Raw genomic sequence first — 13513 nt, 5'->3', positions numbered from 1 at the left:
GCCGGGGACCGGCCCGCGCCCCGGCGCGCCCCGGTCCCGTACGGCGCCTGCCCTGTCCCCGAACAGAGAGGATTTCCCCATGCGTTCCGTCACCGCCGAGGCCGCCTCCGCGGGCCGCGCACCGGCCCCTCCGCCCTCCCGAGCCGGGGCGGGTGCCCGGAAGGGAGGCGGCACCGCATGTGCGGGCTGAGCGGGGAGATCCGCTTCGACGGACAGCCGGCCGACCTGACGGCTGTCGAGCGCATGAACGAACAGCTCGTGGGGCGCGGCCCCGACGGGCAGGGCAGCTGGCACCGGGGCCCCGTCGCCCTCGGCCACCGCCGGCTGAAGATCATCGACCTGACGGACCGCGGGGCCCAGCCGATGACGGACGCCCGCGGCGCGCTCACCGGCGTCTTCAACGGCTGTGTCTACAACTACCCGGAGCTGCGGGAGGAGTTGCGGGCCCTGGGACACCGCTTCGCGTCGACGTCCGACACCGAGGTCGTCCTCAAGGCGTACCAGCAGTGGGGCACCGACTGCGTCGACCACTTCAAGGGCATGTTCGCCTTCGCGATCCTCGAGCACCGCACCGGCCGGCTCGTCCTCGCCCGGGACCGGCTCGGCATCAAGCCCCTGTACCTGGCCCGCACCCCCGGCAGGCTGCGGTTCGCCTCCTCCCTGCCCGCGCTCCTCGCGGCGGGCGACGTCGACACCTCCCTGGACCCGGCCGCCCTGCACCAGTACCTGAGCTGGCACGCCACGGTCGCGGCGCCGCGCACCGTCCTCAACGGCGTCCGCAAGCTCCCGCCGGCCACCGTGCGGGTCGTCGAGCCCGACGGCACGCACCGGGACCACTGCTACTGGCAGCCTTCGTACACCCGCCGCGACGCGTACGCCGGCATGAGCGCGGACGAGTGGCGCGACGCGGTGCTGGAGGCGCTGCGCACGGCCGTCCGGCGCCGTATGGTCGCCGACGTGCCGGTCGGCGTCCTGCTCTCCGGCGGCCTCGACTCCAGCCTGATCGTCGCCCTGCTGGCCGACGAGGGGCAGCGCGGCCTGAAGACCTTCAGCGTCGGGTTCGAGTCGGAGGGCGGCGAGGAGGGCGACGAGTTCGCCTACTCGGACCTGGTGGCGGGCGAGTTCGGCACCGACCACCGGCGGCTCATGGTCCCCTCCCACCGGGTCTCGGCTGCCCTGGACGGCGCCGTCGCCGCGATGAGCGAGCCGATGATCAGCCACGACGTCGTCGCCTTCCACCTGCTCGCCGAGCAGGTGTCGAAGGAGGTCAAGGTCGTGCAGAGCGGGCAGGGCGCCGACGAGGTCTTCGCCGGCTACCACTGGTATCCGCGCCTCGCGGACACCACCCGCGAGGACGAGCCGCGGCGCTACGCCGACGTGTACTTCGACCGCTCCCACGACGACATCGCCCGCATCCTGCGGCCCGACCTGCTCGCGGACCACGACGTCTCAGGCCGTTTCGTCGACGCTCACATGGCCGTCCCCGGCGCCGAGACCGCCCTGGACGCGGCACTGCGCCTGGACACGCACGTCATGCTGGTGGACGACCCGGTCAAACGCGTCGACAACATGACGATGGCGTGGGGCCTGGAGGCCCGTGTGCCGTTCCTCGACCACGAACTGGTCGAGCTGGCCGCCGCCTGCCCGCCGGAGCTCAAGCTGGCCGACGGCGGCAAGGGCGTGCTGAAGGCGGCGGGCCGCAAGCTGCTGCCGGTGGACGTCGTCGACCGGCCCAAGGGCTACTTCCCGGTGCCGGCCATCCGGCACATGGCGGGCCCCGTCCTGGAGCGCGTGCGCGACGCCCTGGAGGCGCCCGAGGCCAAGCGGCGCGGGCTGTTCCGCCGGTCCTACGTCGACGAACTCCTCGCGGCGCCCGACGAGCACAGGACCCGGCGGGGCAACAACGCCCTGTGGCAGATCGCGTTGCTGGAGATATGGCTGCAGACGCACGGAATCAAGTGACCGGCACCGGGGGCGGTCCGGCGCCGCGGCTCCTCGCGTTCCGCCCGGCCCCCGGCCCGTCCTCCGCGTGGCCGGCCGAGAGCCGGGCGGCGGGGGAGTGGGGCGGTGCCGACCGGACCGCCGCACCGGAACCCATGCAGCTGCCCAGGGCGGGCGGGCCGCGCGACGCCGTGACCCGGCTGCGCGCCCACGGCTGCTGGTACCCCTCCGCCGACCCCACCGGCACGGAGGTCGCCTTCATCTGCGACCGCGGCGGCGTCCCCCAGCTGTGGGCCGGACCTGTCGGCGGCGAGGACGTACGGCTCCTGGACTCCTCGCCGGACCCCGTCAAGGAGGTGTCCTGGTCGCCGGACGGCCGCTGGATCGCGTACACCACCGCGCCGGGCGGCGGCGAGCACACCCGGGTCCTGTGCGTCCACCCCGACGGCTCGGGACGGCGGCTCCTCGCGGGCGCCGACCCGGCGGGCTCCGCCTACCTGGGCCGCTGGGCGCACGACGGGTCGACGGTCTCCGTCACCGTGGCCGCCGGCATGGCGCCCGCCTCCGCCGCCGCCGACCACGAGAGCGGCGCCCCCGGCGCGGCGGCCGAGTGGACGGAACGGGACGGACACGCCACCCTCCTCGGCCCCCTCGCCTACGACGCTGTGACGGGTCCGCGGCCGGACGGCGGTCCCGCGCTCCTCACCACCCCGGCCGACCGGGCCGTCCGCGCCGAAGGCGGCCTGTCCGTCTACCTCATCGACCCCGACGGCCTGGCGTCCCCGGTGCTGATCTCCACCGAGACGCACGCGGCGTCCCTGCGGGTCTGCGACCTCAGCCGCGACGGCCGCCTCGTCCTGCTGCGCCGGGGCCCGCGCGGACGCCGGGAGGCCGTGGTGCGGCGCACCGCCGACGCGGAGCCCACCTTCGTGATGCCGGTGGCCGACGGCGACCCGTGGATCGGCCGGTTCTCCTCCGACGCGCGCACCCTGTGGCTGCGCAGCAACGCCGACCGGGAGTTCGCGGCCCTCGTCGCCGTAGGGCTGGACGAGGACGGCGGGCCGCGCGGCGCGTCCGTCCTGGCCGAACGCGACGGCAGCGACCTGGAACTGCTGACCCTGGCCCACGACGGCACCACCGCCGTCCTGGCGTGGAACGTGCAGGGCGCCAGCGAACTGGAGGTCGTCGAGACCGCACCGCCCGGGCGGGAACCCGGCACCCTGGGCCCGCTCCGCCCGGTCCCGCTGCCCCACGAGGTGGTCACCCGGGTCGCCACGGCGGGCCCCGGCCGGCTGCTGCTGGCCATGTCCGGGTCGCAGCGCCGCCCCGGCATCTGGTGGGTCCACGAGGGCGTGGCCTCGCTGCGCACCCCCTGGTCGGCCCGCGACGAGGACGCCGTCCCACCCGGCCGCCCGCCGGTACGCCCCGTGCCCATGCGGCTGACCGCGCGGGACGGGCTGCCCCTGAGCGGCTGGTACTACCGGGCGCCGGGGCGCGGACCGGACGTGCCCGCGCCCTGCGTCATCCATCTGCACGGCGGCCCCGAGGAGCAGGAACGGCCGGTCTTCAACCCGCTGTACCACGAACTCCTCGGGCGCGGCCTCGACGTCTTCGCGCCCGACGTGCGCGGCTCCCTGGGGCACGGCAGGTCCTTCGTCGACGCCGACCTCGGCGCGGGCCGCTTCGCCGCGCTCGACGACGTGGCGGACTGCGCGGCGCACGCCGTCGTCGCGGGCCCCGCCGACCCGACCCGGCTGGCGGTCATGGGGCGGTCGTACGGCGGCTATCTGACGTTCGCGTCCGTGGTGTGGCACCCGGACCTGTTCCGTACGGCGGTCGCCGTCTGCGGCATGTCGGACTTCCTGACCTTCTTCGCCGGGACCGAGCCCTGGATCGCGGAGTCCGCCGCGCACAAGTACGGGCATCCCGAGCGGGACCGCGCCCTGCTGCGCAGCCTGTCACCGATGAGCCGGATCGACGGGCTGCGCGCCCCGGTCCTCGCCGTCCACGGCGAACACGACACCAACGTGCCGCCGGGGGAGTCCCAGCAGTTCGTGCGAGCCGCGCGGGAACGGGGCGTCGAGGCCGAGCTGCTGACGCTGCGCGACGAGGGGCACGACTTCCTGCGGGCGGAGAACCGCCGGCTGTTCCGGCGGGCCGCTGCCGACTGGCTGCAGAGCCACCTGGGCCTGTGACCCGTGCGGCCCTCCGCCGGGCCGCTCAGGCGGCCGTGGTGAGCGCGGTGGCGGTCTCGATGGCGGTGTGCGCGCGGGCGTGGATGACCATGCGGATGCCGTGGGTGTCGGCGTTGGCGTCGAGCAGACGCCGGGCCGGTGCGCTGTGGGTGGCGACGAAGGTCACCAGGTCGAGGTGGCTGCACAGCCGGTGCACACGCAGCACCACGCTCACCGCCGCCTCGGTCGCCGCGGGTTCGTCCAGGACGATGACCACGGACGACGGCCTGACCCCCTGCACGAGATCGCTGATCTGGGTGAGCAGGGCGGCCCGCCCGCCGATTCCCGGGTCCTCGAGCACCGTGATGACCAGTACGCCTCGCTCGACGGTGTGAGACAGCATCACGGCCCGGTCCCTTCCACGGCGAATCAGTCCATAGTCGGACTACCCGATATTGTGCGCACAATGCGGCACGTTCCGCGGGTCGAGCGCCCCGTCCGGGCGGCGCGAGGCGGCTCGCAGCGCCCGCCCCCGCGCCGCGTACCAGCCGGCGCCCACCACGACCGCCGTCGCCGGCGCCACCGGATCGCCGCCGCGGGAGCCGCCGCGCACGGCCTTGTCACCGGCCCAGCAGCGACACCAGCGTGGCCGCGCCGCCCGTGCCGGCGACGAGGGCGCACGCGGCGAGCGCGTGCCGCCGGAGCAGGGCCCGGCGCAGCCCGGCGTACCGTGCCTCGTACTCCTCGCGCAGTTGCCCCGCCCGTTCGACTGTGGCGCGCAGCATCCTCCGTGTCAGGTCGACGCGCTGCTGCACGTAGTGCCGGGAGACGTCCTCGGCCTGAGCGGTCGTCAGCCACGGCAGCCGCGCGCACAGCTCCTCGGCCTCCCGGCATGCCTGGACATGATGGTCGTGCACCAGCAGATAGCCCGCGGCCTCGTCGGCGACGGCGCTGTCCCTCTCGCCCGCGGGCGCGTCGTGCCGGCCGGGCCTCACTGCTCCGAGCCCTCGTGGCCCTCGGCGTCGAGCACGTCGCGCTTGCCGGCGTACTCCTTCTCGTCGAGCGCGGCCACGGCCGGGTGGTGCAGATCGAAGGCGGGGGATTCGGAGCGGATGCGCGGCAGGGTGACGAAGTTGTGCCGGGGCGGCGGGCAGGACGTGGCCCACTCCAGCGAACGGCCGTACCCCCAGGGGTCGTCGACCTCGACCCGCTCGCCCTTGTGGGCCGTCTTCCACACGTTGTACAGGAACGGCAGCGTGGACAGGCCCAGGATGAAGGAGCCGATGGTGGAGACGGTGTTCAGGGCGGTGAAGCCGTCGGCGGCGAGGTAGTCGGCGTAGCGGCGGGGCATGCCCTCCGCGCCCAGCCAGTGCTGCACCAGGAACGTCGTGTGGAAGCCGACGAACAGCGTCCAGAAGTGGATCTTCTCCAGTCGTTCGTCGAGCATCGTGCCGGTCATCTTGGGCCACCAGAAGCTGAACCCGGCGAACATCGCGAAGACGACCGTGCCGAAGACGACGTAGTGGAAGTGGGCGACCACGAAGTAGGAGTCCGTGACGTGGAAGTCCAGCGGGGGAGAGGCGAGCAGGACGCCGGTCAGACCGCCGAAGAGGAAGGTCACCAGGAAGCCCACCGCCCACAGCATGGGTGGCTCGAACGAGATCGAGCCCTTCCACAGGGTGCCGATCCAGTTGAAGAACTTCACGCCGGTGGGCACGGCGATGAGGAAGCTCATGAACGAGAAGAACGGCAGCAGCACGGCACCGGTGGCGAACATGTGGTGGGCCCACACGGTCACGGACAGACCGGTGATGGCGATGGTCGCGCCGACCAGACCCATGTAGCCGAAGACGGGCTTGCGGGAGAACACCGGGAAGATCTCGGTGACCACGCCGAAGAACGGCAGCGCCAGGATGTAGACCTCGGGATGCCCGAAGAACCAGAACAGGTGCTGCCACAGGATGGCGCCGCCGTTCTCCGGGTCGAAGACCTGCGCGCCGAACTTCCGGTCCGCCTCCAGCACCAGCAGCGCGGCGGCGAGAACGGGGAAGGCGAGCAGCACCAGGACCGAGGTGAGCAGCACGTTCCAGGTGAAGATCGGCATCCGGAACATGGTCATGCCGGGCGCGCGCATGCAGATGATGGTGGTGATGAAGTTGACGGCGCCGAGGATCGTGCCGAAGCCGGAGAGGGCCAGGCCCATGATCCACAGGTCACCGCCCACGTGCGTGGTGCGCTCGGCCCCGCTGAGCGGGGTGTAGGCCGTCCAGCCGAAGTCGGCCGCGCCGTCCGGCGTGAGGAAGCCCGAGAAGGCGATGAGCCCGCCGAGCGCGAACAGCCAGTACGAGAACATGTTCAGCCGCGGGAACGCCACGTCCGGGGAACCGATCTGCAACGGCATGATGGCGTTGGCGAAGCCGGCGAACGTCGGTGTCGCGAAGAGCAGCAGCATGATCGTGCCGTGCATCGTGAACGACTGGTTGTACTGCTCGCTGGACATGATCTGCAGTCCGGGACGGGCCAGTTCCGCCCGGATCAGCATCGCCAGCAGACCGCCGACCAGGAAGAAGGCGAACGACGTGATCAGATACAGGTGACCGATCTTCTTGTGGTCCGTCGTGGTGATCCAGCTGATGATCACCTCCCCTCGGCTGCGGCTCTCCGCCGCGGGGACGGGGGAAACGGGCTCGGTCTGGATCGCCATCAGTTCTCGCAATCGGCACAGGCGTTGACGGGCGGACGACGGGGCTTCACGGACACGCCCTGGGGGCTCGCGCTGGGACAGATCACCAGCCTTGCGGAACCTAGTCCCGTCCGCCCGTTCGCACGGCCCGGCGACCGCCCCGTCTGCGTCGAACGGCCCAATCAATCATCCGTCCGGGGGGCACGGGCGTGTCGCGACGACGGCCACCCGCGCCTCACCCGGCGTCGAGCTCCACCGTGGTCGTGACACGGGTGACGGCGGGCCGGTGCGGCACCGAACCGAAACCGAAGCGCACCGGCGGTTCCACGGGCGCCGACGCGCCCAGGTCGTGGCCCTCGAAGGTCGCCGACAGCGAGGTCACCGGGCGCAGGTCCCGGGCGCCGTACCACTCGCGGCGTCCGCCGCCGGTGCTGCCCCGGGTCCGCACGCCGGGCATCAGCAGCCGGGCCGGACGGTCCGTCAGGGCGCTCCAAGCGGGACGCCGGGCCAGCGGCGCCGGGACCGCGCGGAGCAGGAGCCCCAGCGCGGTGCGGTGGCCGGTCGTGAAGCGGAGCCGCAACGGCCCCGCGGTGACCGTCCACACCCGGCCCGCGACCGTCACGTCGACCGCGACGACCCGCACAGTGTCGAACGTGTAGGTCGCCGCGACGAAGTCGGCCGTCTCGGGCGTGGGCGCCAGCAGCAGCCGTTCCCCGTCCGCCCGTTCGAGCATGACGTCGGAGAACGGCCCGAACGGCGAGGCGGGCCAGTGCCCGACGACGACCCGCACCCCGGACGTGGTGCCCAGACCGGCGATCCAGCCGTCGAAACGCAGCCGGCGCCGCCGCGCGGCTCCGCTCATCCGACGATCAGCTCCGTCACCGCGCGAAGGCCCCCCTCGGCCAGCGCGGCGCGCTGACGGTCGGCACCGGTCCCGTCCTGCAGCAGCCGGTGGACCAGACCCGACACCTGCCGGGTGTCCCCGGCCTCCTCCAGGGCCGGCGAGACGTGCCGCAGAAGCTGGTACAGCACGTCACCGGCCCGCCGGGCCTCGCCGTGGGGATCGACGAGCGTGTCGTTCAGGCCGTGCCGGGCCGCGTGCCACAGCGCGGCCCGCAGCAGCTCCGGCGCGACGTCGGGCGCGGGCGCCCCGGCCTGGACCGACTCCAGCTCGGTGCGGACCAGCGCCCGGACCAGACCGGCGAACAGCACGGCGTCGTCGGGGCGCAGCTGCACGTCCAGGCAGCGCACCTCGATCGTCGGATAGCTCGCCGACAGGCGCACCAGCCAGTACAGCTGGCCCACGTCCGCGATCAGACCGCTCTTCAGCAGCCGCTGCACCCGCCGGTCGTAGTCGGCCACGTCCGCGAAGTACGGCGGCATCCCGCTGACCGGCCAGCGGTCGAACACCACCGTGCGCCAGCTGGCGAAGCCGGTGTCGTGGCCGTCCCACAGCGGGGAGTTCGCCGCCATCGCCGTCAGCACCGGCAGCCACACCAGCAGCCGGTTCATCACCTGCACGCCCTCCTCGCGGCCGGGGACGGCCACATGGACGTGCATGCCGTTGACCAGCTGCTCCGCCACCAGCTGCGGGGCCTGCGAGCGCATGGCCCGGTAGCGGGCCTTGTCGGTGACGGCCACCGGCCGCCCGTGCCGCAGCGGGGACGTCCCGCAGGGCGCGAGCCGGCAGCCGTGCCGCTCCGCCGCCGCCCCGACGGCGTGCCGCAGCCGCAGCAGATGCCCGCCCGCCTCCTCCAGCGTCTCGCACACCGGCGTGGCCACCTCGACCTGCGCCTGCAGCAGCTCGCTCTGCACCTCCTGATCGCCCACGAAGGACGCGAGGCCCGCCGCCGCGCGGACCTTGTCGGCCGCGGGCACCGGCAGACCCGTCACCGGGTCCAGCAGCAGGTACTCCTCTTCCACACCGATCGTCGTCATCGGTCGCTCTCTGTTCCGCCCCGTCGCCGGAGTCTCGGTCTCCACGGTGGCGTGCCCCACCGTCGGGCGCACGCCCGCCGACTACCGAGTGCCGCGGTTCCGGCCCCGGAAACCGCCGTGGCGCGCGCACCCACCGGATCCGGCCACGCGCGGGGCGTGGGGGTACCCGGGACGCCACGCCCCCGGGCACGAGGGCCCGGCGCCGGCGACCCGCTCCGGTGTGTGGACGTGCGGCATCGCGACGACCTTGCGGCCGGTGTGGTTGGCCGCGTGCTCGAAGTGCGGGGCGTGGATGCCCGCGCGCATCACCGTGCAGGCGTGCCGTGGCCGGTGCGGCGCTCGCGCCGGGCGGCCGGCCGGGGCGATGCGCTCGAACGGGTAGTGATCAGCGGCTGCCGGGGGTACTGCGGTGGGTCCGGAGGAGTCGGGAACGCCTGCCGAGGCGGGGCGGCCTCCGGGCCCTGCCGGACGGGACGGTCATGACGCCGGTCAGCGACGACACCCCCGACGACACGGTCGACGTGCACTTCGTCGGCAACGCCACCCTGGTGATCCGCTACGGCGGGCTCACCCTGCTCACCGATCCGAACTTCCTGCACCGCGGCCAGTACGCCCACCTCGGGTACGGCCTGTGGAGCCGGCGGCTGACCGAGCCCGCGCTCGACACCGGCGAACTGCCCCGGCTGGACGGGATCGTGCTGTCCCATCTGCACGGCGACCACTGGGACCGGCGCGCGAGCCGGTACCTGGACCACACCGTGCCGGTGGTCACCACCCCGCACGCCGCGCGCCGCCTGCGCGTCCTGCACCGCTTCCCCCGCACGGCCGGCATCCGGACCTGGCGCGGACTCACCCTGGGCAACCACCGGGACCGGGTCAGGATCACGGCGCTGCCGGGCCGGCACGCGGGCAACGCGGTCCTGCGGGCGCTGCTGCCCCCGGTCATGGGCAGCATGCTGGAGTTCGGGCCCGCGGGCGGTCCCGTCCGCCTGCGGCTGTACCTCTCCGGCGACACCCTCGTGCACGACGGCCTGGACGAGATCACCCGGCACTTCCCGGCCGCCGACCTCGCCGTCCTGCACCTGGGCGGCACCACCCTGCCGGGCGGTTTCGTGGTGACCATGGACGGCGCCCAGGGTGCCGAACTGGCCCGCCGCCTGAACCCGCACCGTGTCCTGCCGGTGCACTACGGCGACTACACGGTGATGCGCTCGCCGCTGAGCGCGTTCCTGGACGAGCTGGCGTCCCTGGGCCTGGCCGACCGCCTGGTGCCGTGCCGGCACGGCCAACGGGTCAGGGTGACGGCGGGGACGGCACCTACGCCGGTGTGAGCGTCGGGCCGATCCGGCGGCGGCGCAGCTCCTCCAGGGCGGCCTGTTGGCGACGCGTCCGTTCCAGGAGACGGTCGAGGTGGTCCGGGTCGATGCGTTCGTCGCGGTCGGCGAGGTCCCGCAGCGTCTGCCACAGGGCCGCCCTGCCCTCCGCCTCCAGCCGCAGCGCCTCCAGCTCCACCAGGGAACTCAGCGGCGAGCGGCGGACGATCCGCCCGTTGCCCTTCAATCGCCCGAGCCGCTCGGCGAGACGGCCCGCGTACACCTTGTACGGCCGTACGGGGACGTCCAGCCGCCCCATGAGGGCGAGCAGCGCCGCCCGGTCCTCGGCGAGTTCCGCCGCGATCGGCTCCAGGGCCGTCGCCAGTTCCGTACCGGCCGAGGACCGCGCCATGTGGCGGGCCCGCTCGGCGCCGCCGGTGGCGGCGGCCAGGTGGTCGTTGAGGTAGATGCCCAGCAGGTTCACCACGTCTCCTTCCGGCGGCTCAGGCGGGGACCGCGGCGGCCGCCGGCACCGGCGCGCGGACGCCTTCCAGGACCAGGCCGCTGCGGACCCGGGACGGCAGCCGGTTGAGCGGGATCCGCAGATCCTGCGCGGGCACCCGGTACTCCAGGCGGGCCAGCCGCGGCCCGAGGACCGACAGCAACGCCACCGTGATGTCCTCACCGGGGCACCGGTGGCCCGCGGCGGGGTCGCCGCCGCCCTGCGGGACCAGCTCGTCGCGTCCCGGGGCCCGGGCCACGAACCGTTCCGGGGCGAAGGTGTACGGGTCGCTCCACAGGTCCGGGTCGTGGTTCTGGCCGAACAGGTCGAGCAGGATCAGGGTCCCGGCCGGGATCGGCTCGCCCTCCCACTCCAGGTCGGTGGCGGCCCGGCCGCCCACGAACGGGGCGAACGGGTAGAAGCGCCGCAGCTCATGGGCGAACGCCACGGCGTACGCGGGATCGCCCTGCGCGAGCCGCTCCCGGATCTCCGGCCGGTGGTGCAGCGCGTGCCCGGCGTAGGTGACGAACCAGGTGACCGCGGCGGTCGGGCGGACGACGTTCAGGAGTTCGACCGCGGCCGTGTGCGGGTCGAGCGGGTGGCCGTCGGCGTCCCGGTGCCGGACGACGACGTCCAGCGCCGACCCTTCGGGCGCGGTGGCGGTGCCCGCGCGGACGTCCTCCACGAGGCGGCACAGCCAGATCTCGCTGCGGGAGCGCGCCCGCCGGGCCCTCCAGTGGCGGGGACCGGGCGTGGCGAACCCGTCGACCATGGCGACCAGGTCGCGGGCCACGCCCTCCACGTCGTCCACCGGGATGCCGGCCCACCGGCAGACGCCTCGGGTGAGCACCCGGCTCGCCTCGTCGAACAGGACCACGGACGGCCGCGCGCACCAGGTCGGCACCGCCTCGTCCCAGGCGGCGGCGACGCTCTCCACGACACCGGCGACCGCCTCGCGTCCGGTGAGCAGGTCCAGGAACATGCCCTTGCGCGCCCGGTGTTCCGCGCCGTCCAGGGTGTGCACGGCGCCGTGGCCGAACAGGGTGCTCAGCACCGGGCCGGGCAGCGCCGGGCGGCGGGCCACGTGCCGTTCGTCGTAGAAGAACCGCACCGCCTCGGGGCCCCGCAGCGCGACCGTGTGCCGGCCCATCACGCGCGCCCGCACGAGGGTGCGCGCGGCACGGCGCCGGCGGTCGGGGAGCCATGCGTATCCCTTGGCCAGCAGGGCAAGTGAGCTGTCCGCGATCGGGGCGCTACCGAGATGCATGCGGGCCGGGTGCCCGCCGCCCCCCACCGGAAACGCGGCCCCGGGCGGTGACGCCGGGTGCGGGCGGGGTGGGGTACGCGGACTCTCCTTCGGACGCCGGCCGCGTATGGGACCGCAGGCCGGCTCGCATCCGTCGGACGACTCCTGGCGCCGCTCCTGAGCCGGGGTCCGGACGGTCAGGAGCCTGCCGGCTGTTCGGCCCGGTGGTGCGGGTTCACCCGGGACACGGCGGCGGTCAGGGCCGTGCGCACGTCCTCGGGCAGCCGTCCCTCGTGGGGCCAGCGCACGACGAGCTCGGCCACCTCCCGCAGCTTGGTGTTGGTGTGCTGGGAGACCTCCTTGAGGACGTCCCAGGCGGTGCCCGGACGCACCCCGCCGTAGGCGACCACCACACCGATCGCCTGGTCCACGATCGCGTGCGACAGGACGGCGTGCTGGAGCTGCGCGACCTCTTCCCGCAGCGCCGCGATCGTCTCGTCGCTCTCCACCTGCTCCGACATGGCGAAATGGTTCTCCGGAAGGTCAGTCGTGCCGTTACTGACACGCTGCCCCCGATCGGCGCGCACGAGGGTGCGGAGAACGAATCGTCGGAGCGGTGGCTGTACGGAAAACGAAATGCGATGCTTCGGAGTCGAGGGCGTCCGGACGTCCGGACCGGTGACGGCGTCGATCGGGGGCAGAAGGTTCTCATGGGTTCGCTGATCTTCGACAGTGATGACCTCGAGGCGACCGAGGAGTTCCTCTGCCGCGCCTACGCGCGGATGAGCATCGGCAGCAGCACCCCCGAGTCCAGCCGGGTGCGCATCCGCCGGGACGCCGACGCGTCGGTGAGCGTGGACGAACTCGAACTCGACTTCGAGATGACCTACTCTGTGGCCCCGCTCGGCCGGATCTGCCTGTGCATCGTCCACGAGGGCACCGTCCGCGACCACGTCTTCCAGGGCGTCCGGGACGACTTCGGGCCCGGTGACGTGGTGATGTTCGCGCCGCCGGACCTGCCGTACGCGGGCCGGATCGACAAGGCCCGCTACAACATCACGATGCTCGAGCCCGGCCTGCTCGACCAGGTCGCCGCCGGGTCCGGGAGGACCCTGCTCGAACCCGTCCGGCTCACCGGGCACCGGCCGCACACCCCGGCCGCCGCCGAGCGGCTCAAGCGCACGATCATCTATCTGCGCGACCATGTGCTGGGCGACGCGGACGCCGCCGCGGAACCGCTGGTCGTGTCGGCCGGCACCCAGCTGCTCGCCGCGAGCGTCCTGGCGGCCTTCCCGAACAACGCGCGCACCGACCCCACGGCGCAGGACCGCACGGACGCCCACTCGGCGACCCTCCGGCGCGCCGTCGCGTTCATCGACGACCACGCGCACGAGCCGATCACCGTCGCCGACATCGCGGCCGCCGCCCACGTCACCATCCGGACGCTGCAGTACGCGTTCCGCCGGCACCTGGACACCACGCCGCTCGGCTACGTGCGCCAGGTCAGGCTCAGCCACGCCCACCGCGACCTGCTGGCGGCCGGACCGGGCGACGAGACGTCCGTCGGCGCCGTCGCCGCCCGCTGGGGCTTCCCGCACCCCGGCCGGTTCGCCTCCCTCTACCGCGCCATGTACGGCACCAGCCCGTCGCGCACGCTGCGCGGCTGAGCCGCGGCACGGAAGGGTCGGTCAGGCGCTCGTCAGGACCGGGTGCCGG

At 73.8% G+C, this 13513-nt stretch carries 12 protein-coding genes; 4 read left to right on the top strand and 8 right to left on the bottom strand.

What is annotated here, in order from left to right; translation table 11 throughout:
* Nucleotides 1–177 precede the first annotated feature (177 nt).
* Nucleotides 178–1962 (top strand): N-acetylglutaminylglutamine amidotransferase, encoded by a 1785-nt coding sequence (locus ADL34_RS08920; RefSeq protein WP_062665652.1) that lies wholly within the window; start codon nt 178–180, stop codon nt 1960–1962.
* Nucleotides 1935–4136 carry a prolyl oligopeptidase family serine peptidase gene (locus ADL34_RS08915; protein WP_062665650.1) on the top strand — a complete coding sequence of 734 codons (2202 nt, stop codon included), beginning with the start codon at nt 1935–1937 and terminating at the stop codon, nt 4134–4136. Before ADL34_RS08920 ends, ADL34_RS08915 begins: the two co-directional genes overlap by 28 nt.
* Before the next feature lie 25 nt (nt 4137–4161).
* On the opposite strand, the gene ADL34_RS08910 is transcribed toward ADL34_RS08915, so the two are convergent.
* The 5 genes from ADL34_RS08910 to ADL34_RS08890 form a co-directional block, all read right to left on the bottom strand.
* A complete protein-coding gene (locus ADL34_RS08910; RefSeq protein ID WP_062665693.1) occupies nt 4162–4518 on the bottom strand; it encodes a hypothetical protein in 357 nt (118 codons plus the stop codon).
* Between the two features lie 217 nt (nt 4519–4735).
* Nucleotides 4736–5110: a hypothetical protein gene (locus ADL34_RS08905; RefSeq protein ID WP_199835545.1), complete on the bottom strand. Its 375-nt coding sequence runs from the start codon at nt 5108–5110 to the stop codon at nt 4736–4738.
* Nucleotides 5107–6819, bottom strand: a complete 1713-nt coding sequence (gene ctaD, locus ADL34_RS08900; RefSeq protein ID WP_079034037.1) for a cytochrome c oxidase subunit I — start codon at nt 6817–6819, stop codon at nt 5107–5109. Before ctaD ends, ADL34_RS08905 begins: the two co-directional genes overlap by 4 nt.
* A gap of 214 nt (nt 6820–7033) precedes the next feature.
* Nucleotides 7034–7660 carry a hypothetical protein gene (locus ADL34_RS08895; RefSeq protein WP_062665646.1) on the bottom strand — a complete coding sequence of 209 codons (627 nt, stop codon included), beginning with the start codon at nt 7658–7660 and terminating at the stop codon, nt 7034–7036.
* Nucleotides 7657–8736, bottom strand: a complete 1080-nt coding sequence (locus ADL34_RS08890; RefSeq protein ID WP_062665644.1) for a carboxylate-amine ligase — start codon at nt 8734–8736, stop codon at nt 7657–7659. The genes ADL34_RS08895 and ADL34_RS08890 overlap by 4 nt, the downstream gene beginning before the upstream one ends.
* Before the next feature lie 479 nt (nt 8737–9215).
* Between ADL34_RS08890 and ADL34_RS08880 the strand changes: the two genes are divergently transcribed.
* Nucleotides 9216–10067, top strand: a complete 852-nt coding sequence (locus tag ADL34_RS08880; RefSeq protein WP_062665640.1) for an MBL fold metallo-hydrolase — start codon at nt 9216–9218, stop codon at nt 10065–10067.
* Here the strand turns inward: ADL34_RS08880 and ADL34_RS08875 are convergent.
* The 3 genes from ADL34_RS08875 to ADL34_RS08865 all read right to left on the bottom strand — a co-directional run bounded on the left by ADL34_RS08875 (nt 10054) and on the right by ADL34_RS08865 (nt 12318).
* Complete coding sequence (locus ADL34_RS08875) at nt 10054–10536, bottom strand: hypothetical protein (RefSeq protein ID WP_062665638.1); 483 nt, start codon at nt 10534–10536, stop codon at nt 10054–10056. The two genes, ADL34_RS08880 and ADL34_RS08875, sit on opposite strands and share 14 nt — an antisense overlap.
* Nucleotides 10537–10552: 16 nt before the next feature.
* Nucleotides 10553–11818, bottom strand: coding sequence for a cytochrome P450 (locus ADL34_RS08870; RefSeq protein ID WP_062665636.1), 1266 nt, complete (start codon nt 11816–11818; stop codon nt 10553–10555).
* A gap of 176 nt (nt 11819–11994) precedes the next feature.
* On the bottom strand, nt 11995–12318 hold the full coding sequence (locus tag ADL34_RS08865; protein ID WP_062665634.1) for an ANTAR domain-containing protein: 324 nt from the start codon (nt 12316–12318) through the stop codon (nt 11995–11997).
* Nucleotides 12319–12507: 189 nt separating this feature from the next.
* Between ADL34_RS08865 and ADL34_RS08860 the strand changes: the two genes are divergently transcribed.
* Complete coding sequence (locus ADL34_RS08860; protein WP_062665632.1) at nt 12508–13464, top strand: helix-turn-helix transcriptional regulator; 957 nt, start codon at nt 12508–12510, stop codon at nt 13462–13464.
* Nucleotides 13465–13513: the final 49 nt, after the last annotated feature.

The sequence above is a fragment of the Streptomyces sp. NRRL WC-3605 genome (assembly GCF_001509795.1).
GTDB classification, from domain to species: Bacteria; Actinomycetota; Actinomycetes; order Streptomycetales; family Streptomycetaceae; genus Streptomyces; species Streptomyces viridochromogenes.
This window is presented reverse-complemented; position numbering and strand designations above follow the sequence as displayed.

What these genes read in the sequence shown, in the direction of transcription:
- ADL34_RS08920 (WP_062665652.1), top strand. Translation starts at nt 178, where the DNA reads ATGTGCGGGCTGAGCGGGGAGATCCGCTTCGACGGACAGCCGGCCGAC.
- ADL34_RS08915 (WP_062665650.1), top strand. Translation starts at nt 1,935, where the DNA reads ATGGCTGCAGACGCACGGAATCAAGTGACCGGCACCGGGGGCGGTCCG.
- ADL34_RS08910 (WP_062665693.1), bottom strand. Translation starts at nt 4,518, where the DNA reads ATGCTGTCTCACACCGTCGAGCGAGGCGTACTGGTCATCACGGTGCTC.
- ctaD (WP_079034037.1), bottom strand. Translation starts at nt 6,819, where the DNA reads ATGGCGATCCAGACCGAGCCCGTTTCCCCCGTCCCCGCGGCGGAGAGC.
- ADL34_RS08895 (WP_062665646.1), bottom strand. Translation starts at nt 7,660, where the DNA reads ATGAGCGGAGCCGCGCGGCGGCGCCGGCTGCGTTTCGACGGCTGGATC.
- ADL34_RS08890 (WP_062665644.1), bottom strand. Translation starts at nt 8,736, where the DNA reads ATGACGACGATCGGTGTGGAAGAGGAGTACCTGCTGCTGGACCCGGTG.
- ADL34_RS08880 (WP_062665640.1), top strand. Translation starts at nt 9,216, where the DNA reads ATGACGCCGGTCAGCGACGACACCCCCGACGACACGGTCGACGTGCAC.
- ADL34_RS08870 (WP_062665636.1), bottom strand. Translation starts at nt 11,818, where the DNA reads ATGCATCTCGGTAGCGCCCCGATCGCGGACAGCTCACTTGCCCTGCTG.
- ADL34_RS08865 (WP_062665634.1), bottom strand. Translation starts at nt 12,318, where the DNA reads ATGTCGGAGCAGGTGGAGAGCGACGAGACGATCGCGGCGCTGCGGGAA.
- ADL34_RS08860 (WP_062665632.1), top strand. Translation starts at nt 12,508, where the DNA reads ATGGGTTCGCTGATCTTCGACAGTGATGACCTCGAGGCGACCGAGGAG.